This window comes from Aeromonas sp. FL131, assembly GCF_049860615.1.
Taxonomy (GTDB): domain Bacteria; phylum Pseudomonadota; class Gammaproteobacteria; order Enterobacterales; family Aeromonadaceae; genus Aeromonas; species Aeromonas hydrophila.
The window spans coordinates 91024-111012 of the sequence record NZ_CP187595.1; the positions used below are offsets into that span (position 1 = coordinate 91024).

General features: G+C 65.0%; 20 protein-coding genes and 1 pseudogene. 10 read left to right on the top strand and 11 right to left on the bottom strand.

Annotated features, from left to right (window positions below; all coding sequences use genetic code 11):
• Window positions 1-223: 223 nt before the first annotated feature.
• On the bottom strand, window positions 224-1228 hold the full coding sequence (locus ACPW75_RS00545) for an NADP-dependent oxidoreductase (RefSeq protein WP_190283791.1): 1005 nt from the start codon (window positions 1226-1228) through the stop codon (window positions 224-226).
• 82 nt (window positions 1229-1310) lie between these two features.
• Window positions 1311-1757: an organic hydroperoxide resistance protein gene (locus ACPW75_RS00550; RefSeq protein ID WP_179101488.1), complete on the bottom strand. Its 447-nt coding sequence runs from the start codon at window positions 1755-1757 to the stop codon at window positions 1311-1313.
• Window positions 1758-1899: 142 nt separating this feature from the next.
• Here ACPW75_RS00550 and ACPW75_RS00555 point away from each other — a divergent pair, with 142 nt between their 5' ends.
• From ACPW75_RS00555 to ACPW75_RS00565, 3 genes are all read left to right on the top strand, one after another.
• Window positions 1900-2325: a MarR family winged helix-turn-helix transcriptional regulator gene (locus ACPW75_RS00555; RefSeq protein WP_016351946.1), complete on the top strand. Its 426-nt coding sequence runs from the start codon at window positions 1900-1902 to the stop codon at window positions 2323-2325.
• 34 nt (window positions 2326-2359) lie between these two features.
• Window positions 2360-2587, top strand: coding sequence for a DUF3761 domain-containing protein (locus tag ACPW75_RS00560; RefSeq protein WP_077097388.1), 228 nt, complete (start codon window positions 2360-2362; stop codon window positions 2585-2587).
• A 145-nt stretch (window positions 2588-2732) separates the two neighbouring features.
• A complete protein-coding gene (locus ACPW75_RS00565) occupies window positions 2733-3050 on the top strand; it encodes a hypothetical protein (protein WP_016351944.1) in 318 nt (105 codons plus the stop codon).
• An 89-nt stretch (window positions 3051-3139) separates the two neighbouring features.
• Here the strand turns inward: ACPW75_RS00565 and ACPW75_RS00570 are convergent, their stop codons facing one another.
• Window positions 3140-3616, bottom strand: a complete 477-nt coding sequence (locus tag ACPW75_RS00570; protein ID WP_005304871.1) for an Lrp/AsnC family transcriptional regulator — start codon at window positions 3614-3616, stop codon at window positions 3140-3142.
• Between the two features lie 117 nt (window positions 3617-3733).
• Here ACPW75_RS00570 and ACPW75_RS00575 point away from each other — a divergent pair, with 117 nt between their 5' ends.
• Window positions 3734-3949 (top strand): hypothetical protein, encoded by a 216-nt coding sequence (locus tag ACPW75_RS00575; RefSeq protein WP_135318988.1) that lies wholly within the window; start codon window positions 3734-3736, stop codon window positions 3947-3949.
• On the opposite strand, the gene ACPW75_RS00580 is transcribed toward ACPW75_RS00575, so the two are convergent.
• Entirely contained in the window at window positions 3925-4545 is a 621-nt protein-coding gene (locus tag ACPW75_RS00580; RefSeq protein WP_077097386.1) for a helix-turn-helix transcriptional regulator, read from the bottom strand. The genes ACPW75_RS00575 and ACPW75_RS00580 overlap by 25 nt on opposite strands.
• A 154-nt stretch (window positions 4546-4699) precedes the next feature.
• On the opposite strand from ACPW75_RS00580, the gene ACPW75_RS00585 reads away from it, so the two are divergent.
• A complete protein-coding gene (locus ACPW75_RS00585) occupies window positions 4700-5941 on the top strand; it encodes an MFS transporter (protein WP_077097384.1) in 1242 nt (413 codons plus the stop codon).
• A 272-nt stretch (window positions 5942-6213) separates the two neighbouring features.
• Window positions 6214-7035, top strand: a complete 822-nt coding sequence (locus ACPW75_RS00590) for a Cof-type HAD-IIB family hydrolase (protein WP_043127345.1) — start codon at window positions 6214-6216, stop codon at window positions 7033-7035.
• Window positions 7036-7085: 50 nt separating this feature from the next.
• Here ACPW75_RS00590 and ACPW75_RS00595 read toward each other — a convergent pair whose 3' ends face one another.
• Window positions 7086-7649 (bottom strand): DUF2799 domain-containing protein, encoded by a 564-nt coding sequence (locus ACPW75_RS00595; RefSeq protein WP_011707344.1) that lies wholly within the window; start codon window positions 7647-7649, stop codon window positions 7086-7088.
• A gap of 208 nt (window positions 7650-7857) precedes the next feature.
• Between ACPW75_RS00595 and ACPW75_RS00600 the strand changes: the two genes are divergently transcribed.
• Window positions 7858-8697, top strand: coding sequence for an isopenicillin N synthase family dioxygenase (locus tag ACPW75_RS00600; protein ID WP_011707343.1), 840 nt, complete (start codon window positions 7858-7860; stop codon window positions 8695-8697).
• Between the two features lie 214 nt (window positions 8698-8911).
• Complete coding sequence (locus ACPW75_RS00605) at window positions 8912-10225, top strand: sodium-dependent transporter (protein WP_011707342.1); 1314 nt, start codon at window positions 8912-8914, stop codon at window positions 10223-10225.
• On the opposite strand, the gene ACPW75_RS00610 is transcribed toward ACPW75_RS00605, so the two are convergent.
• Window positions 10226-10942, bottom strand: a complete 717-nt coding sequence (locus tag ACPW75_RS00610) for a substrate-binding periplasmic protein (protein ID WP_077096553.1) — start codon at window positions 10940-10942, stop codon at window positions 10226-10228.
• Between the two features lie 451 nt (window positions 10943-11393).
• On the opposite strand from ACPW75_RS00610, the gene ACPW75_RS00615 reads away from it, so the two are divergent.
• On the top strand, window positions 11394-12707 hold the full coding sequence (locus tag ACPW75_RS00615; protein WP_017411099.1) for a sodium-dependent transporter: 1314 nt from the start codon (window positions 11394-11396) through the stop codon (window positions 12705-12707).
• Between the two features lie 21 nt (window positions 12708-12728).
• Here ACPW75_RS00615 and ACPW75_RS00620 read toward each other — a convergent pair whose 3' ends face one another.
• The 5 genes and pseudogenes from ACPW75_RS00620 to ACPW75_RS00640 form a co-directional block, all read right to left on the bottom strand.
• Window positions 12729-14354: a hypothetical protein gene (locus ACPW75_RS00620; protein WP_045525416.1), complete on the bottom strand. Its 1626-nt coding sequence runs from the start codon at window positions 14352-14354 to the stop codon at window positions 12729-12731.
• Between the two features lie 110 nt (window positions 14355-14464).
• The gene (locus tag ACPW75_RS00625; protein ID WP_077096554.1) at window positions 14465-15190 is read right to left on the bottom strand and encodes a DUF3142 domain-containing protein; all 726 of its coding nucleotides are present in this window, start codon (window positions 15188-15190) and stop codon (window positions 14465-14467) included.
• Window positions 15160-17204, bottom strand: a pseudogene (locus ACPW75_RS00630) (hypothetical protein). The gene ACPW75_RS00625 and the pseudogene ACPW75_RS00630 overlap by 31 nt, the downstream one beginning before the upstream one ends.
• A 93-nt stretch (window positions 17205-17297) precedes the next feature.
• Window positions 17298-17762: a hypothetical protein gene (locus ACPW75_RS00635; RefSeq protein WP_190283789.1), complete on the bottom strand. Its 465-nt coding sequence runs from the start codon at window positions 17760-17762 to the stop codon at window positions 17298-17300.
• Between the two features lie 42 nt (window positions 17763-17804).
• Window positions 17805-19181 (bottom strand): PLP-dependent aminotransferase family protein, encoded by a 1377-nt coding sequence (locus ACPW75_RS00640; RefSeq protein ID WP_077096556.1) that lies wholly within the window; start codon window positions 19179-19181, stop codon window positions 17805-17807.
• 117 nt (window positions 19182-19298) lie between these two features.
• On the opposite strand from ACPW75_RS00640, the gene ACPW75_RS00645 reads away from it, so the two are divergent.
• Window positions 19299-19895, top strand: a complete 597-nt coding sequence (locus ACPW75_RS00645; protein ID WP_016351932.1) for a LysE family translocator — start codon at window positions 19299-19301, stop codon at window positions 19893-19895.
• Window positions 19896-19989 lie beyond the last annotated feature (94 nt).

Here is a 19989-nt window from a genome sequence, read left to right on the forward strand (position 1 = left end):
GGGGGTAATGGGTTGGTCAGGATCACTCTGTCATCGACCGCCGACGTGGGGATAGGGGGTAGACATAAGAAGGGCTCCTTGCTGGGATGACGCGAGACAAGCAGGGAACCCATGAGCGGCTCCTTGCACAAGCGGCGGATTGCACCATAAAAAACGGGCCCACCTTAGGGCGGATGGGCCCGTCATGCAAGCAGTCTGCGGCGTCAGGCGCCAGTGCTGCGGATCACGCCAGCTTGACCAGCATCTTGCCGGTATTGAGCCCCTCGAACAGCCCGATGAAGGCCTGCGGCATGCTGGCGAGCCCCTGATAGACGGTCTCTTCGGCCTGCAGGGTGCCGGCGTCGAAGGCCGGGGTCACCTCGGCCAGAAACTCGCCGTAATGCTGCCAGTGATCGAACACGATCAGCCCCTGCATGGTGAGGCGTTTGCGGATCACCTGGGAGAGGTTGCGCGGGCCGCTCGCCTCGCTCTGGCCGTTGTACTGCTCGATGAGGCCGCACATCACGATGCGACCGTGTACCACCATGTGGTTGAGGGCGGCGTCCAGCATGGCGCCCCCCACGTTCTCGAAGTAGACGTGGATCCCCTCCGGTGCCAGCCGGGCCAGCTCGGCATCGAGATCCGGAGTCTCACGGTAGTTGATCACCTCGTCGGCCCCCAGGCTCTTGAGGTAGGCCACCTTGTCGGCCGACCCGGTGGAGCCGATGACGTGGGCCCCCGCCCGTTTGGCAAGCTGCACCACCATGGAGCCGACGGCGCCGGAGGCGGCCGACACCAGCACGGTTTCACCGGCCTGCAGCTTGGCGATGCGGTTGAGCCCGGTCCAGGCGGTCATACCCGGCATGCCGAGGGCGCCGAGAAAGAGCTGGGGCGGCAAGCGGGTGTCGGGCAGGCGGGTCAGCTGGGCGCCATTGGCGACGAAGCGATCGCGCCAGCCCAGCATGCTGCTCACCCGGTCGCCCACCGCGAAGTCCGGGTGACGGGAGGCTTCCACCACGCCGATGGCGCCGCCATCGAGGGGGCCGTTGAGGGGGAAGGGGGGCACATAGCTCTTGGCTTCGCTCATGCGACCGCGCATGTAGGGATCCACCGACAGCCACTGGTTGGCGACCCGCACCTCTCCTTCTTGCAGCTCGGGCAGAGCCACCTCGGTCAGGGTGAAATCGGCCAGGCTGGGCAGGCCGACCGGGCGACGCAGCAGCTGGATCTGATGGCTGGACTGATTCATGGTTTTTTCTCCAGTGTGAGGGGGGTTGGCAACCTGCGAGTCGCCAGCATGGCTATTTCCAAGGGGTTGAGGCTGAACGGGTTCACGCCGTCTCATCCAGCGGGGCGCCGTTGAGCAGCAGCCGGGTGACCACATTGCCCCGCATGGCGTTGGAGAAGGGGCAGGTCTGGTGGGCCAGCCGCACTATCTGCTCGGCCTGCGCCGCCTGTTCAGGTTGGGTAGCGGCGAGCGCTACGTCCAGCGTGATGGCGAAGTTGAAGCGGCCATCGTCCAGCGCCAGCAACTCGACCTCGGCGGTGACGGGAGCACTGGAGAGGGGCGCACCGAGTTTGTGGGCAACGTGGATCAGCGCATTGGAGAAGCAGGCGGCATAACCGGCGGCCAGCAGCTGCTCCGGGTTATTGCCCTTGCCGTTGCCACCGAGGGCGGTCGGCAGTGCCAGTGCCAGCTGCAGGCTGTTGTCCAGGGTGTGAACCTCACCGTTGCGGCCGGCCTGGGCGATGGCTTGAGTGCGATAGAGCGTCTTCATGTCGGGGTCTCTGATTTTGTTTGTGTGCAAAGTAAATTCAGACTAATCCCGAAAATGCGGGCTGACAACTATTTTGTGTGCAAATTATTCGACCCCCGATTTTCCTGGGGTATACTGGCCCCAGTCGTCAGCGAGGTGCCCCATGAGTGAATTGAAAAAGCAGGTCTGTTTTGCCCTCTACAGCGCCTCCAACGCGGTGATGCGGGCCTATCGGCCGCTGCTGGACAAGCTGGATCTCACCTACACCCAGTATCTGGTGATGCTGTCGCTGTGGGCGCGGGACGAGGTCAGCCTCAAGGAGATCGGTCAGGAGACCGGGCTGGATGCGGGCACTCTGACCCCCATCGTCAAGCGGCTGGAGAGCAAGGGCTGGTTGACCCGCACCGTCTCCAGCGAGGATGAGCGGCAAAAATGCATCGGCCTGACCGAGGCGGGGCGTCAGCTGCAGCAGGAGGTGAGGGAATGCTGTCTGGCGGACAACTTGCGCAATCAGGTGGATCTGGCCGATGCTGAACTGGCCCAGCTCAAGCAGCTCTGCGATCGCATCTCGGCCCAGCTGGGGCGTTGAGTGCGGCCCATCCATCCAGCCTGAGGATCACCCGATGAAACTTCTGTTGCCCCTGTTTGCCCTGTTGCTGACCGCCTGCAGTGCCGGTTCCCATGCCCCTTCGATGGCCATCGACGATGCCGATGCCTGGCAGGCTATCTGCAAGGACGGTACCTGGGTGCGGGCCGTGGTGGAGGAGGGGATCTGCGCGGATCATCGCGGTGTTGCCATGTGGACGAATAAGCCAAGAGCCGCACGGATGGCAGAGGAAGCCGCCAAATAGTGTGATCCAGGCGCCATAAAATGACACAACCGGCCAACTGGCCGGTTTTTTTCGCGATCCCGTCGGCACTTTGCCATCTTGTTCATGGTGTGCTCAGTTTTCTCTTCCCATACTGGCCCTACAGTTCCAAAAGAGGAGAGACGAGATGCAATCATCGTTGGTTGGGCTCTCCATTCTGTGGGGGCTGGCCAGTTTTGGTGTTCAGGGGGATTTCATCGAGAGCCGTGATTCCGTTGCGCCATCCTGGCAAGCCGAGTCCAGAGTGGAGATGGAAGGTTATCTGATCGAGTCGCTGGGTGAAGATCGCTGGCTATTCGACAACGGCAGCGAGAGCCTGCTGGTCTCCTTGCCCGAGGGGCAGTGGGTGCCGACCGGCGAGCGGCTACGGGTCAGCGGTGAGCCGCAGCAGGAGCAGGCCGGCTGGCTGTTGCAGGTACAGGATGTCAGCCAGGTAGCGGTCTGAGTGCAGGCCGCTGACTGCAGATAAAAGAAGAGGAGGCCAGTGGCCTCCTCTTCTTTTATCTGGTCTGGCCCGCCGATCAGGGCCAGCGGTCAGCCCAGATGGTTGAGCGGCAGCGCCGTTTTGTGCTTGATCCGGCGCAGCACGAAGCTGGAGCGCACCCCGGTCACCCCCGGGATATGGGTCAGCTTGTCCAGCAGGAAGTGCTGGTAGTGCTCCATGTCCCGCACCACCACCTTGAGCTGGTAGTCGGCATCGTTGCCGGTGATGAGGTCACACTCGAGCACTTCGGGCAGCTCACTGATGGCGCGGTCAAAATTTTCGAACCGCTCCGGGGTGTGCCGGTCCATGGAGATGTGAATGTAGGCGGTGAGGGTCAGCCCCAGCTGGCGGGCGTTGAGCAGGGTGACGTGGGTGTCGATGAGACCGGCATCCTCCAGCGCCTTGACCCGGCGGGAGCAGGGGGAGGGGGAGAGCCCGACCAGCTCGGCCAGCTCCAGGTTGCTGATGCGGCCATTCTCCTGCATCAGCTCCAGAATATGCCTGTCTATGCGATCAAGTTTCAGCATTCTCCGTTCCTCGTTGCAATTACTAATTCACTTTTCCTAGATTAAGGGTGAACTATTGCAAAAACAACTGAAAATACATGCTACTTCGCAACCACTCACCGGGCCGGCAGGGATACCATGGTTACATCTTCCGGTGGCAAGACAGAAACCCAACCCGGTCTCTGTGGTGAAGGACCTTACCGGGTCAACAACCCCATCAGCCGTCTCACCTTATCGGGCAACGACGGGCTGGAACGAGAGCATCCCCTCCCCGAAGGCAACAAAGCAGGCATCCCGGCGCCTGCTTTGTTGTTTCTGGCGTTCGTGGATCAGGGCTGCGGCCTGATGCGATAGAGACAGCGGTGATCCCCCTCCAGCAAATACTGCTCCCGATCCACCCCGGCCGGCGCCAGCAAGCGGCGAAACATCTCCAGCTCGCTGCGACAAAAACCCCGGCAGGCCCGCGCCGCCGCGCAGATGGGGCAGTGGCTCTCCCACAGCAGCCAGCTGCCATCCTCCTCCTGGCGAAAATCCGCCATATAGCCCTCTCGCGTGCGCTGCGCCGTCAGTGCCGCCAGCCTGTCGGCCAGCGCCGGCTGGGTCAGCTCGGCCTGATAGCGGGCCAGCTGTTGCTGCTCCCGCTGGGCGATCAACCGCTCCATGCCCACCTCGCCAAACAGCTGCTGGATGTTGTCGATAAGCTGCAGCGTCAGTTCGCTGTGGCTGTCGGGGAAGCGTTGCCAGGCCTGCTCGGTCAGGTGCCACAACCGTACCGGTCGACCGCGCCCGCGGGCCTCGTCGTTGAAACTCACCCAGCCGTCGGCCTCCAGCGTCATCAGGTGCTGGCGAGCCCCCATGGAGGTCATCTGCAACTGCTCTCCCAGCTCGGCGGCACTCTGTGGGCCGTGGCTCTTGAGCAGAAACAATATCTTGTCGGTGCTGGCGTTCATGGCAAGGCTCTCATCGTCGGCAGGTGCGGCCGCGGTTCTGGCATGGATAGGAGCATTATGGGGAGGGGGATTTTTTAAATCAACAATTCACTTTACTTAATCTGGTTTGAACGCCAACATAAATAAACCAATAACTTTATTTAATGGGGCGAACATGGAAGGGATCAAGGGGCAGGCCAGCCTGTGGGTACTGGTGATGACGGTGACGCTGGCGGTGGCGGGCTTCAGTCTGCCGTCTCCGGTGCTGGCGCCGCTGTTGCTGGATCCGGCCCAGGGCATGCTGACGCCGGCAGCGTCGGACTGGAGCCGCAAGGTATGGCTGGGGGTCATCATGGGGCTCTATCCACTGTTTCAACTGGTAGGGGCTCCCTGGCTCGGCAAGCTCTCCGATCGTCATGGCCGCAAGCCGGTGCTGACCCTCTGTCTGGTGGGCGTGCTGGTGGGCTACGCCCTGATGGCGCTGGGGATCGCCTGGCGATCCTTGCCGCTGCTGTTGCTGAGCCGGGTGGTGGAGGGCTTCTTCAACGGTGACATCGCCATCGTGCAGGCCATGGCGGCCGACATGAGCACCGCCAAAACCAAGGCGCGCAGCTTCGCCTGGATCAACATCGGCATGAACCTGGGCTGGGTGGTGGGCCCCATGATCGGCGGCTATGCCGCTGTGGTTTCCGGCGATTACAGCCTGGCGGCCTGGCTGGCGGTAGCCATGACCCTGGTCAACCTGCTGCTGGTGCTCTGGCTGCTGCCCAATCGGCCGGCGGCGGTCCGCAGTGAGCAGCCGGCACCGGCCCTCTCTTCCCGCCAGCTACTGCTGCAACCGGCGCTGCTGCCCTACTTCGTGCTGACCCTGCTTAGTTACGGCGCGGTGCAGCTCTACTTCACCTATTTCAACGTCTGGCTGGTGGAGCGGCTGGCCTGGGATCCGGTGCAGCTGGCGCAGGCCGCCGTGCTGGTGAGCGTGCCAATGATCCTGGGATCCTGGCTGGGTTCACGCCTGGCTCGTCATTGGCGTGGCAGCAGTCTGGGGGTGGTCGGCCATCTGGTGATGGCGGCGGGCATGTTGATGTTCGTGCTGCCCGGCCACTGGTGGGGGCTGGCTCTCACCTTCATTCCCACCGGCATCGGCATGAGCCTGGGAGAGCTGGCGACCTCGGTGGCGGTCTCCAACCGCAGCCATGCCGAGCAGCAGGGGCAGGCGATGGGGCTCTATCGCGGGCTAGCGGTGGGCAGCGAGATCCTGGCGGTGGTGGTCGGCAGTCTGGTGCTGCTGGCGGGCACCGAGTGGCCCTTCTATCTGGCGGCGTTGTGCAGCCTGCTCTGTGCCATCGGCTTCTATGGTCTGCGCCGGGCGGCGGATCGGCGGCAGCGGCTCGACGTCCAGGTGGAAGCCGGCTGACGGGATCACAGAACGACGCGAAGGGGGCAACCGGCACTTGCATCGTGGCGCCGACTCTGGGACGGTATGGCTCTTTGCCTTGCTTGCCCGCTCGCTCGGTGCTGCCCGCTATGTTCAGCCTTGGGCGGTGGCATGAATCGTTATTTGAACGCGGGTTGGTATGGCGCCGCATTCGTTTCTACATGTTGGCGGTGACATGAGTCGTTTTCAGGCCATTGCACTGGACACGGGACTGTATGGTACCCCAACCGTTTCGACATTTTGGAGGTGATATGAGTCGTTTTCAGGCCATTGCGTTGGATATGGACGGTACCCTGCTGACCCGGGATCACAAGATCTCGTCCGCCACCCGGGCCGCGCTGGCCCAGGCCCGCGCCCACGGCATCAAGGTGCTGCTGGTGACGGGGCGCCACTTCATGACGGCCCGTCCTTTCCATCACGAGCTGGCCCTCGACACCCCCATCATCTGCAGCAATGGCGCCTACCTCTATGATCCGGTGCAGGAGCAGATCCTGACCGGGGATCCGCTGGCGGTGGCCCCCCTCAGCCGGCTGCTGGCGGAGGTGCAGGCGCACCAGATGGGGGCCCTGTTCCACCTTGATGAGGGGATCGGCTACCTCGGCTGCGAGGAGCATGTGACCAGGATGCGCCACTGGTCGGCGAGCCAGCCGGATCATCTCAAGATCTCCCTGTTGCCGGCGGAGGATCTGGCGAGCTGGCTCAGCCGGCCTGTCTGGAAGCTGGAGCTGTTCAACCAGGATCCCGCCCTGCTCCATCACTTCATGGCAGAGGTGGTGGAGCAACTGCCCTTTACCCGTGACTGGGCGGCGCCCTATGCGGTGGAACTGGTGCAACCCGGCTGCAGCAAGGGCAACCGGCTGGCCCAGTGGGCGGCGAGCGAAGGGATCGCGATGGAGAACGTGGTGGCGTTTGGCGACAACAACAACGACATCAGCATGTTCGAGCAGGTGGGGCTGGCGGTGGCCATGGGCAACGCGGCGTCACAGATCCAGGCGCTGGCGGATCGGGTCACCGCCGATCACAACGAAGACGGCATCGCGCTGGCGCTGCAGCGCTGGGTTCTGCCCGCCTGAGGGACAGAAACAGCAACAGAAAGGGGCCATGTCGGCCCCTTTTTTGTTTGTCAGTTCCCGAAGGAGAACTGGATCACCCGATCCGGGAAACGGATCCGGTTGTAGTCACGGCGCAGCCCCTCGTAGTGACGGATGGCGCGTTCGCGCTGGGCGCGGTAGTAGTCGCGCTGCTTGCTGTCGTTCTCGTTGCGGATCTGGCGCTCCAGCGTCTCGATGTCGCGCTCGGTCCGCTCCATGTCGCTCTTGAGGTCGCTGAGCTGTTTCTCCACCAGGTACTCCTGACGGCCGCGATCGTACTGGGTCAGGAAGCTGGCATCGTTGGGACAGACGCCCTGATACTCGGCACCGGACTTGCCCTTGCTGTAGGCGAGCTCGGGAATGCAGTAGAGCTCCAGCCCCTTGGCATAACCCCGTTTCCACTCCGCCTCGTCCACCTTGAGGCCGTATTCGCCGCAGGTCGAGACGTAGTCGCGGGTGGCGGCCCGGGTCTTGCCCTGCTCGCCGTCCTGATAACCCAGGTTGTACCAGCTCATGGTGCGGCACTCTTCTTCCGACAGCGAGCTGCAACCGGCGAGCAGGAAAGGTAGGGTCAGCAACAGGATCTTGGGGGACATGGACGACGGGCTCCGAGAGGGATGGTGGGGGCATTCTAGAGAGGATGCCGGGGCAGGACAAGGGATGAAAAACGGTGTTGGCCGGCGCCGTTTTTTGAGCGGTTTGTCACTATTTGCGCGGGCTGGCGGCGTGGCGGCCCGCGCCCTTTCCTTGTTGCCGGTCACGGGGTAAACTGCGCCATCATTTAACTGGCATGTAACAAAAACAATGAAAGTCCTGACCGTCGATTACCGCTCGCCCGATGCGGCGCAGCGCTTCACCGAATCCCTGCGGACCACCGGCTTCGGGGTACTGACCAATCACCCCATCCCGAAAGAGCTGGTGCAGTCCATCTATGACAACTGGTATCGCTTCTTCATGAGCGAGCAGAAGCAGGATTTTCTGTTCAATCGCGAGACCCAGGACGGCTACTTCCCGCCGTCGGTGTCCGAGGTGGCCAAGGGCCACAGCCAGAAGGACATCAAGGAGTACTTCCACCTCTACCCCTGGGGCCAGATGCCGGCCGAGCTGAAAGAGCAGGCGATGGAGTACTACCGCCTCGCCAACAACCTGGCGGCCGAGCTGCTGGGCTGGGTCGAGCAGTACACCCCGAGCGACATTGCCGCCCACTACAGCTGCCCGCTCTCCTCCATGATCGAAGAGAGCCAGAAGACTCTGCTGCGGGTGCTGCACTACCCGCCGTTCGACGGCACCGAGGAGCCGGGTGCCATCCGCGCCGCCGCCCATGAAGACATCAACCTGCTGACCATACTGCCTGCCGCCAACGAGCCGGGCCTGCAGGTGAAGGGGTCCGACGGCGAGTGGATGGACGTGCCGTGCGATTTTGGCACCCTCATCATCAACATCGGTGACATGTTGCAGGAAGCCTCCCATGGCTATTACCCCTCCACCACCCACCGCGTCATCAACCCGACCGGCGGCAGCGCCGCTAAGTCCCGCATCTCCCTGCCGCTGTTCCTCCATCCGCGCCCGGACGTGGTGCTCTCCGAGCGTCACACCGCCCACAGCTACCTGATGGAGCGGCTGCGGGAGCTGGGGGTGATCTAGTCCCCAACGCTGGTTCACCACCCTGTAAAACCGGAGCAAAATTGCTCCGGTTTTTATTTGTTGGCAGGATTGCGCGTTAAATAGAATTTAATTAGGTAATGATGCCAGCAATTCGCGTTTTATCCAGATAAGAGGCGTTGTGATTGCGCAGCCCCCCCCGTACTCTGAGCGTCATTTTGGGCCCCTTGTGGCGGGCCCCTCGGTTGGAGTTCTTATGAAGCAGTCCCAATGGTCATCCCGGCTCGGTTATATCCTGGCCGCCGCAGGTTCCGCAGTCGGTCTCGGCGCTATCTGGAAGTTCCCCTATGTGACGGCCGCCAACGGCGGTGGCGCCTTCCTGCTGGTGTTTCTGCTGTTCAGCTTCACCCTGGGGGTGGCGGTGCTGATGGGGGAGACCTTGCTCGGCAGCCTGAGCCGACGTGGGGTGGTGGGGGCCTTCGGTGCACTGATGGGCAAGCGCTGGCGCTGGGTCGGCGCCATGGGGCTGCTCAGCAGCCTGCTCATCTACAGCTTCTACAGCGTAGTGGGCGGCTGGACCCTGGGCTACACCGGCATGGCGCTGGCGGGCAGTCTGCAGCACGGTGACGGCGCGGCCCTCACCGCCCGTTTCAACGACTATGTGGGGGATCCGCTCTGGCCGGTGCTGACCCACCTGCTGTTTGCCGGGCTCACCTGGTGGTTCGTGCAGGGAGGCGTGCAGAAGGGGGTGGAGCGTACCCTGCGCTGGATGATGCCGGCCCTGTTCATCATGATCCTGATGCTGGTGGCCTTCGGCCTCACCCTGCCCAACGCCATGGCCGGGGTGCGCCACTTCCTGATGCCGGATTTCAGCAAGCTCGGCATGTCCGGCGTGCTTGACGCCATGGGGCTGGCCTTCTTCTCCCTCTCCATCGGCCTTGGCATTCACACCACCTATGGCGCCTACCTGCCCTCCAGTGACGGGGTCGGCCGCTCCAGCCTCTGGGTGGTGCTGCTGGCAAGCCTCATCGCCGTACTGGCAGGCTTGATGATCTTCCCGGTGCTGGCGGCGACCGGCATCGATCCCGCCTCCGGCCCGGGGCTCACCTTCATGACCATGCCGGCGGTGTTCCAGCAGTTGCCGTTCGGCCAGGGGCTGGCGGTGGTGTTCTTCGCCTTGCTGGTGGTGGCGGCGCTGTCGTCGGCCATCTCGCTGCTGGAACACCTGCAGTGCTTCGTCAGTGAGAGCCTGGGCTGGTCACGGCGGGCCGCTTGCGGCCTCATCACCGCGCTGGTGATGGCGGGGGGGATTCCGGTCAGCCTGTCGTTCGGGCCCTGGGCGCAGGTGACCCTGTTTGGCAAGAATATCTTCGAGCTGCTCGACTTCGTCACCTCCAACCTGATGATGCCCATGTTCGGGTTGGCGCTCACCCTGCTGCTGGGTTGGAAACTGGGGCGCCAGGCGCTGCCCGCCGGGCTGGCGCTGCACTGGCGTACCCTGGTGATGGGCTGCTGGCGCTGGCTGGCACCGCTGCTGATCGGCGGCATCCTGGTGCGCGGGCTGGTGTAATCAGGGTTGGCGGATGGGCCGCTGCGGCTGCTGGTGACGGTCCCTGACCTTGTCGATGGCCGCCTGCCAGCGGGCGATCACGGCGTCATCCTCGCTCTTCGAGAAGACGATGTAGAGCCAGTGTTCCTGCAGCAACAGCCCTGAGTTCACCACGCTGCGGGGGGAGAACTTCATCTTGGCCAGGATGGCCGGCATGATCTGCTCCCCCATGGGGAAGGCGTCTATCTTGCCGAGCATCAGTCGTTCGATGGCATCTTCGATGGTCTGGCAGCGCACCAGATTGGTGTAGCCCTCGCGGGTGAGCAGCTCGTCATCGGCGTTGCCGAGCAGCACGCCGACCCGCGCCAGCTGGCGCAGCTGGGCCAGATCGGTCAGCGGCTGGCTGCCCCTGGTCTGGTAGATCACCACCCGGTTCAGAAACAGCGGCCCCACCCACTTGAACTGGGGCTCCCGCTGGGGCGTGCGCAGAATGACGAACAGGGCGAAGCCGGGCTCGACCCGGGTCAGCGCCAGCGCCCGTTTGAGGGGGTAGATCTTGATGGGGTAGTCGACCCCCATCTCCTGCTGGGCCTCCTGCACCAGTTGCACCGCCAGCCCGCCGAGCTTGCCGTCGCTGGTGTGGGTAAAGGGGGGCAGCTCGTGGCTGAGCAGGGTCAGCGGGGGTTGCGTGGCCTGCGCCAGGCCAGGCAACAGTAGCCAGGGCAACAGCCATTTCATCCAGTATCCGGTCAGGTGCGTCACGTCGGTACATCCATGTTGCGCAAGGGAGTGGCAGGGCAGGTCGGTCCCATCCGGTTGCGTCGAACCCGCCCAAGCTAAGACTATTATCGTTCAAGGCCGTGGGCGGGGAGGCAGCGGCGCTGATTTTTGGCGCCGGCCGGGTGAAAACAAGATTATTTTGGCCGCATGAAAAAAAGTTTGGTCATGTTGTGTCAATTTTTCTTTCCATGGTTTAGGCTGTGATCCCTTTTCAGCATTCAGATCAGATTATTCATGTCACGTCGCGTTGCCCTGTTCGGTCGATTTTTTAGCTCGCAAGAGAGGTGACCTTGCACGCGCAGCTTGTCTGAATGTTCATTGCAAAGGTCGCCACCAGGCGGCCTTTTTTGTTGCCCCGCATCGTGCGGTTACCCATGGAGTATCGAATGTTGTCTTGCCCGGAGGTTGTATGAGCCAGGTTCAGTGGTCTTCCCGTATCGGTCATGTGCTGGCCGCCGCCGGTTCGGCGATCGGCCTTGGCGCCATCTGGAAGTTTCCCTATGTGACGGCCACCAACGGCGGCGGCGCCTTCCTGCTGATGTTTCTGCTGTTCAGCTTCACCCTGGGGGTGGCCGTGCTGGTGGGTGAAACCCTGCTCGGCAGCCGCAGCCAGCGCGGGGTGCTCGGTGCCTTCCACAAGCTGGTGGGGCCGAACTGGCGCTGGATGGGGTACATGGGGATCCTGTGCGGCTTCTTCATCTACAGCTTCTACAGCGTGGTGGGCGGCTGGACCGTGGGTTATGCAGCGCTGGCGGTGAGCGGGCAGCTCAACCTGAGCGAGGGTGCGGCGCTGACCGCCTTGTTCAACGGCTATGTCAGCCACCCCTGGTGGCCGGTGCTGACCCATCTGGTGTTTGCCGGGCTCACCTGGTGGTTCGTGCAGGGGGGCCTGCAGAAGGGGGTGGAACGGGCGCTGCGCTGGATGATGCCGGCCCTGTTCGTGATGATGATGCTGCTGGTGGTGACTGGCCTCTCCATGCCGGGCGCCATGGCCGGGGTGCGCCAGTTCCTGCTGCCGGACTTCTCCATGCTGACCGGTCAGGGCGTGCTGGACGCGCTGGGGCTGGCCTTCTTCTCCCTTTCCATCGGGCTTGGCGTGCACACCACCTATGGTGCTTACCTGCCGAGCAGCGAGGGCGTGCTGCGCTCCGGCGTCTGGGTCGTGACCCTGGCGAGCCTCATCTCGGTGCTGGCGGGGTTGATGATCTTCCCGGTGCTGGCCTCCACCGGCATCGATCCCACCGCCGGCCCAGGGCTCACCTTTATGACCATGCCGGCGGTGTTCAACCATCTGCCGTTCGGCCAGGGGCTGGCGGTGGTGTTCTTCCTGCTGCTCTTGGTGGCGGCACTCTCCTCCTCCATCTCCATGCTGGAGCACCTGGTGCGCTTCACCACCGAGGAGTGGGGTTGGTCGCGCCGTGGTGCCTGCCGGGTGCTGACCCTGCTGATCATGGCGTCCGGCATTCCGGTCAGCCTGTCGTTCGGCCCCTGGAGCGAGCTGACCCTGTTCGGCAAGACCATCTTCGATCTGCTGGACTACCTCACCTCCAACCTGATGATGCCGCTGTTCGGTCTGGTGCTGACCCTGCTGCTGGGCTGGCGACTGGGTGAGTCCGTGCTGCCCGCCGGTCTGTCGCCGCTGCTACGCGGCTGCCTGCTCTGGTGCTGGCGGCTGGTGGCGCCGCTGCTGATCGCCGGCATCCTGGTACGCGGGCTGCTGTAACAGCGGCCCGGCTGACCGGGCCTAGTTGGGGGGCGTGGTGGGTAGGCGGGGATTGAGGTGGGAGCGGATCTGCAACAGGGTCTTGTGGTACTCCTCGGCGTGGTGCTCCATGAAGGAGGCGCTGTGGTTGAGGCGCCGCTCCAGCCGATCCACCAGCAGGGCCACCCTGGGGGCGGCCATGCCGGCCGGCCAGCACAGTTGCAGCAGCTCCAGCAGTTGCCAGGCATCGCCCGGCAGGGCGGGGAACTCCTCCTGCAGGGTCAGCGCATACTGCACGGCCAGCTGGTGCTGGCCCGCCGCGCTGGCCCGCTGCCGCTCCTGGCGCAGGTAGGTCAGCCGCAGCTCGCGCCGCTCCAGCTGTTTCATGAAATCGCCGATGACCTGCTTGAACAGCTGCTGCACCAGCGGGGCCGGGGCGACCCTGGCCTGATACTGGCTGAGCTGGCTCAGGTAGCGCTGGGCGTGGTGGGGCAGGCCGCAGAACTGGCTGACGGCAAAGCCGAGCAGCTGGTTGAGGTGGTTGTCCCGCGCGCTCTCCGGCGGGTGCTTGGCGAGCAGCAACAGGGCCTCGTCGAAGCGATAGTCCAGGCTCAGCATCAGGGCCTGCAGCAAGGCATCCTCGTGGGCCCGCAGGGTCACCGCCTGGCTGAGGTAGCGATACTCCTGCTGCAAGGCACTGATCCGGGCGGCGCTCGGGTAGTGCCAGAGCACCGCCAGGCTGGCATTGAGGATGAAATTCTCGATGGATACCCGGAACTTGTGATCGGCGAAGAAGTGCAGGCTGAGGGCGTTGGCCTGCTCCAGCGCCTTGCCCTCGTCCTTGAGCAGCAGCGCCAGCAGAATGGCCGCCTGGCGCCACTCCGGTTGCCAGGCCTGCTTTTGCAGCAGCAGGGTGAGCACGTCCCAGGCCCCTTCCCACTGCCGCTCGTGCAGCAGGCAGGCCAGCGCCAGCTCCAGTTGCAGGGGGGCAGGCAGCCGTTCCCGGTTACGGGCCAGATCCTTGCGCGCACTCTCCAGCTTGTTCAGTCCCAGCAGGGCGTGGATCAACCCCTTGCGCGGCCACCAGGCATCGTGCTCCGTGGTGCAGACCGCGTAGTGCTGGGCGGCGTGAAAGTGATCCTGCTGCTGCAGCAGCATGTAGCCCTTGATCCGGTCCAGCAACGGCCCCAGCTCCCGGTACTTCTGCTGTTGGTAGAGCAGATCTTCGCACAGGGCGCAGCTGACCTGCCACTCCCTGAGCTTCATCGGGGCGGGCAGGGTGCGGGTCAGCCCGGTCAGCTGCACCAGTTCGCGCAGACTGGCGGTGAGCTGATCGGCGGTGAACGGCATGGGCAGTAGCAGCGGAAAGTAGAGGTCGGAAGGGGGAAACTGCAGCTGATCGTGATCCTCGTCCAGCAACAGCAGCACGCAGCCCGGCTCGAGCAGACCCAGATAGTGGGCCTCCTGCAGCAAGCGCACCCCCTCACGAGCCTGATGGTGATACTGGCGGCAGATGACCACATCGAACGACTGCTGGCGCAGCAGGGTGGGCAGGGTCGCCAGCTCCTTGCAGTGGGTCAGCTGGGCGGGGGTGATCCCCTGCTCATTCAGCCCTCGGGAGAGGGCCGTGCTGAGCATGGCATCGTCTTCGATCAGGAGGATCTGCATCCTTGGCGCTCCTTGGCTGGTTCAGGGTACGGACAAGTATGGCATGTTGCCGGAGTCAAAGAGCTACCACGCTCGACGCCAGCCTGGGGACGGTCAATTCCTCCCCGGCGTCAGGCACCTGGCGGGTTGATGAGAAACACCACAGCGCCGCCATAGGCCGCCGAGTCGGCCAGTCTGCTCTCCCACGTTGGATCCCACTCGCCTCCCTGCACCAGCCCCACCTTGAAGGGCAGGGTCAGTCGCGTCAGCGCCTGCAGGTAGCGCGCGTAGCCCGGCTCGGTGCGGCGGCCGCGATAGGTCTGTACCACCAGCTCGTCGACCACGCCGGCGAGGGCGTTGAGGGTCGCCACATCGCCGGTGCGGGTCCAGTCCAGCAGGCCGGTGATGCTGATGGCGCAGTCGGCGGGCAGCTGGCGGCGGAGCTGGCGCAGGAAGTCGCCATAGTCCGCCAGCCGGTGGGTGCGGGCATCAAAATCGATTTGGACGCCGCGCACCTCATTGCCCTTGCGCTGCCAGGCCGCCAGCTGGTTGGTCAGGCTCTTGAGCAGGGCCTCATCCCAGTCGAGTCGTTCCACCCGGTAGGCGAGCCAGAGCTCCTTTACCGGCAGCTTGCTCGGCGCTATGCCCTGCCCCTGAAAACGCACGGGCTGGCGCGCATCGAGCGGGCCTATCTCCCCCTGATGCAGATAGAGCCGCTCGGCCTGTTGCAGCACCGGCTGGGGCCTGACCCCGGCCCACAGCCAGAACTGGCGGTAGTGGCTCGCCTCGACGGCGGCGTTGGCCTCGGCGCCCAGCAGCGCCAGCATCACCAGTAATATTTGAGCTGCTTGGCCCACTGGCTCGTTCCGTACTGGCGTTTGAGGGTGTTGAACCAGCCCTTGCGCTGGCTGAGAGGGATCTCTTGGCTGCCGCAACTGTTGTTGCCGCTCGGGGCGTAGCAGTTGATGGCGCGGTAGAGGGCGTAGGCCTTCTCCTCCTTGGCGGCCTTGGGTTTGCGATCACCTGTTGATACCAGTCGAGCCGGCTGCGCTGCTGACCGGCAAACAGATCCCGGCTGCCCGCCAGGGTGTCGGCACCCGGCCGCTGCAGGAGCGGATCCCAGTCCAGCCCCTGGCTCAGGAAAAACTCGCCGAGGCAGTTGAGCGCCCTGGGGGATTTGGGGTTGTCCGCCAGGGTGGTGACCACCGCCGTGAGCGCCGGGCACTGATACTCCTGGCTTCCTTGCCAGTCGAACGGAGCGGCCAGCGGGGCCAGCGCCAGATCCTGCAGGAAGCCCCGGTAGTCGCCGTGGGTCAGCTGCTTGTAGCGCAGGGTGTGGCCGGCGCGCTGGCGCAGGGTGTCGGAGGCCTGCTCATCCTGCACCATGCGGCGCAGCAGCGGGGCCGGTGCCACGTACTCCAGCAGCGGAATGCGGTAGTGAACGCTCTGGATGGGGCTCTCCTTGGCGAACACCTGCTCCAGCCGGCCGGCCCGCTCCAGGGTCATGGCCAGAGCCAGCTGCAGCAGCTGATCCTGCAAGGGGGTGGGCTGGCTGGCGAGCAGGGCGCGCCACTGCTGCTCCGCCTCGGGCAGCGCCTGACTGGCCGCCAGCGCCATGCCCTTGAGCACCTGCTGGCTGAACGCCAGGTTGTCGAGTGGTCCCTTGCCGAGGGCGGGAGCGGCGGCGATGACGGCGGCATAATCCTTGGCGAGATAATAGCGCTCGGCCTGCTGCAGATAGGCGAGCCAGGCCGGGTTGCTGGCAAACTGGGCGTTCTGCTGCGTCAGCTCGCCGCTTTGCAGCGGTTGCCACTCGTCCCAGCTCTCGTGCAGCCGCAGCCGGCGCAGATCCTGCACCAGGGTCAGCTGCGGCATGGCGGCTGAGCCGGTGAAGCCGGGCTGCATCAGCAGCTTGAGGTCTATTTCGTTGAGCAGCTCCGGGTTGCCCGGCTGGCGGCTCGCCTGCTGGAACAGGCTGGCCAGCGCCGCTTCGTCCCCCTTGAACCAGGCGAGCCGGCGAAGCAGCCCGTTGGCGGAGTCGAGATAGCGCCCCTCTGGGTAGCGACTGCGATAGTCGGCGATGAACTGCTCGGCGCGCTGCACGGCGGCCTGGTCAATCTGGTTGCGATCCAGGGTGCCCCAGTCATCGAAGGCGCTTTGCTGGGACTGGTTGAGGGCGACCCGGATCCGCATGTAATCCGCCGTCTCTTTCAGCCAGGGCTGATCCTGCCCGGCGAGGGCGGCAAACAGCGCATCGGCCTGGGCGAACTCCCCCTGATAGAAGAGTCGGCTGGCGGCCAGATAGTCGGCAAAGCCCTGGCCGGCGGCCGACAGCGGCATGGCCTTGTCCTCCGGCGCCGTTTCGATCTGCTGGGCGCACTGGCCCAGCATGGCCAGCCGCTGGCGGGCCAGCTGGCTGCGCTCGTCGGCACCCAGCGCCGGGGTGTCGACCAGCGCCTGCAGGAAGGCTTCGGCCGCAACCGGATTGTTGCTGATGCAGCGCCCCTCGCTCCAGCCGGCGGCCCGCTCCAGGGCGGCCTGGGTGGTGTTCTGCTCGATGCCGAGACCGGCGGCCAGCGCCAGCAGGGGATCCGGCACGGCGGGGGCCGGCTCGGCCTGGGTCGGGTTGAGCAGATCCTCGATGGCGAAGGGCAGCGGCAGCGGCGACTTGGGCAGCGAGAAGGCCTGCTCATCGGCCAGCAGCAGCGCCAGGTTGGTGCGGGTGTCGTTGTCGGGGGAGAGGAACGGCAGCCCGTTCAGGTGGCACTGGGCGGCGGTCAGTTGCAGGGTGAGCGGCGTCTCGCAGCCATCCGGGCCGCAGGCCAGGGCGGGCAGGCTGCACAGGGCCAGCCACAGGGGAGTCAGTTTCATGGGCGCTTCCAGCAGGAGTCGGGATGCTGGCACGCTACAAGATGGCTTCGCCCCTTTCAACTGACCATAGGGGCAGGTCGGCCGGCGGCGGGCCTATTGCAGACCGGGCCCTTTGGCCGAGAAGGGGCAGTCGCGCTGCTGGATCAGTTGCTCCCCCGAGCCCGCCGCCCCCTGCCAGTGCAGGCCGAGCTGGCCGAGGCGGCCCAGGTGGCGCAGCTCGAATTCGTAGCGCAGACAGGGCTCGGCGAGGGGCAGGCTGGCCATGCCGGCCGGCAGCCGGTAGTCGTAGCGCAGCAGGGGGCCGTCTGTCAGCGTGCTGCGGCTGGGCAGCAGCCCTTCCGCGGTGGGGACGGGGGCGCTCAGCCGGCGGCGCAGGCTGAGGGGGGCATCGATCGCCTTCTGGTAGTGCAGGCCGTTCATCGCCGCCAGCTCCTCCTCCAGCCGTTGCAACTCTCCCTCCAGTCCGCTCAGCGCGGCCCCCAGCTGCTGATGGCCGGGCGCGGCGCAGCCCCCCAGCAGCAGGGTGAGGAGCAACAAGGGGGCGCGGGTCGGGTGCATGGGCTCTCCTTTGAGCGCACGGATGGGCTGGGCCGGGGCTGACTATAGCAGGGTATTGGTGGGCGGCGCGGCGCGCAGCAGACCGGCGAGCCGCTCCAGCCCCTCGGCGACGCGGGCGTCGGTGGCCGGCTGGCTCAGGCTCAGCCGCACGCCCTGCGGCGCGGCGAACTGGCCGGCGGCGAAGTGTTCCCCGCTGGCCACGCCGACGTCAAGGGCGTTGGCGGCCTCGGCGAACTCCTGGCTGCGCCAGGGTTCCGGCAGCGGCAGCCAGGCGTGCATGGAGCCCGCCTGCCAGCAGGCCCCCGGCAGCAGGTGGCGCAGCAGCTCGCCGCGACGTGCCAGGATCTGCCGCTGCTGTTCGACCAATGGCATGATCTGGCGCTGGCTCACCAGCTTGCAGGCCAGCTCGATGAGCAGCGGGCTCACCATCCAGCTCGACAGCCGCATCGCCTGGGCGAAGGCGCCGCGCAGGGCCGGCGGGGTCAGCACGAAGCCGACCCGCAGGCCGCCGCAGGCGATCTTGGCCAGGCTGCCCAGATAGATGACCCGCTCCGGTGCCAGGTTGACCAGCGGCGTCACCGGTTGCTGGGGCAGCAGGCCGTTGACGTCATCCTCGATGATCAGCAGGTCGTGGCGACGGGCGATGGCGACGATGGCCTCGCGCCGCGCCAGGCTCATGGTGGCGGTGGTGGGATTTTGCAGGGTGGGGGTGAGGTAGAGCAGCTTGGCGCGGCGGGTGCGGCAGGCCGCCTCCAGCGCGTCGGGCAGCAGCCCCTCTGCGTCCATCGCCAGCCCCACCACCTGATTCTTCAGCTGACGGGCGTTGCCCAGCATGCCGGGGTAGCTGAGCCCTTCGCAGAACAGGGTCTCCCCCACGCAGCCGGTGGCCAGCAGGGAAAGCATGATGCCGTGCTGGGCGCCGTGGCTGAACAGCAGATACTCCTCGCTGCCCGCCACCCCCTGTTCGGCCAGCCAGTCGATGAACAGCTGGCGCTGGCTCGGCTGGCCCGCCTCCTTGTCATAACCGAGCAGGGTGTTGAGATCCCCGTCCGCCACTTCCGCCAGCATGGGGCGGATGATGGCGGCTCGATCCAGCTGCACCGGCAGGTTCTGCCACAACTCGATGCGGTGTCCCTCCTCCTTGCGGATCACCCAGGCGTTGGCCGGATCCTCATGCTCCCCCTTGACCCAGGTGCCGTGCCCCACCCGGGCGGCCAGCAGCCCGCGCCGCTCCGCCTCGCCATAGGCGCGGGTGACGGTGCCGACGGTAACCCCCAGCTTGTCCGCCAGCGCCCTGTGGGTGGGCAGCCGGGTCTCGGGCGGCAGGGTGCCGTCCTGAATGGCCTGCTCGATGGCCTTCACCAGCTTGAGGTAGAGGGGGCCGGCGAAGGGGGTGAGGTCCGGGGTCCAGATTGTCATGGTGACAATAAATCCATTGATCGAAATGTATCGGCAATATAGCGTGATTTTGAACCCGATAACAACCAAAAGTGGCACATTGTATCGATACAATGTGCGCAGTTCAGGAGTACAAAGATGACGATCGAATGGTATGCCACTCTGTTTGGCTTTGCGTTGCTCACCTGTGGCACGCCGGGCCCCAACAACCTCATGCTGACCGCCTCCGGCGCCAACTTCGGGGTGCGTCGCACCCTGCCCCATCTGATCGGGGTGGTGGTGGGACAACCGGTCCTGCAACTGGTGCTGGCGCTGGGGCTCTACCCCCTGTTCGAGCGTTGGCCGCTGCTCAAGCTGAGCTTGCAGGTGCTGGGCAGCCTCTATTTACTGTGGCTGGCATGGCGCATCGCGGTGGCCGGTGCCCCCGGCGATCCGGAACGACGTTCACGCCCGCTGACCCTGCTGGAGGGGCTGGGCTTTCAGTTCCTCAACCCCAAGGCCTGGATGATGGGGATCTCCGCCATCAGTCTGTTCAGTCTGCCGGGCAGCGCTTACTGGCCGAGTCTGTGGGGCATCATGGCCGTCTTCCCCATGGCGGGATTGCCAGTCTGTTTTGCCTGGGTGCTGTTCGGTCATCAGCTCAGCCGCTGGATCAACTCTGACAGAGGCTGGCGCCGGCTCAACGGCAGCCTGGGGGCGCTGACCGCGCTCTGCGTGGTGATGCTCTGGTACTGAGTGCTGCCAGGGGCCGCATAAAGATGCGAAGAAAGTGCATTTGCGGCCTTGTCTGACGGGCACCGGCTCTGCATATTAGAAGGCTTGTCGCCGA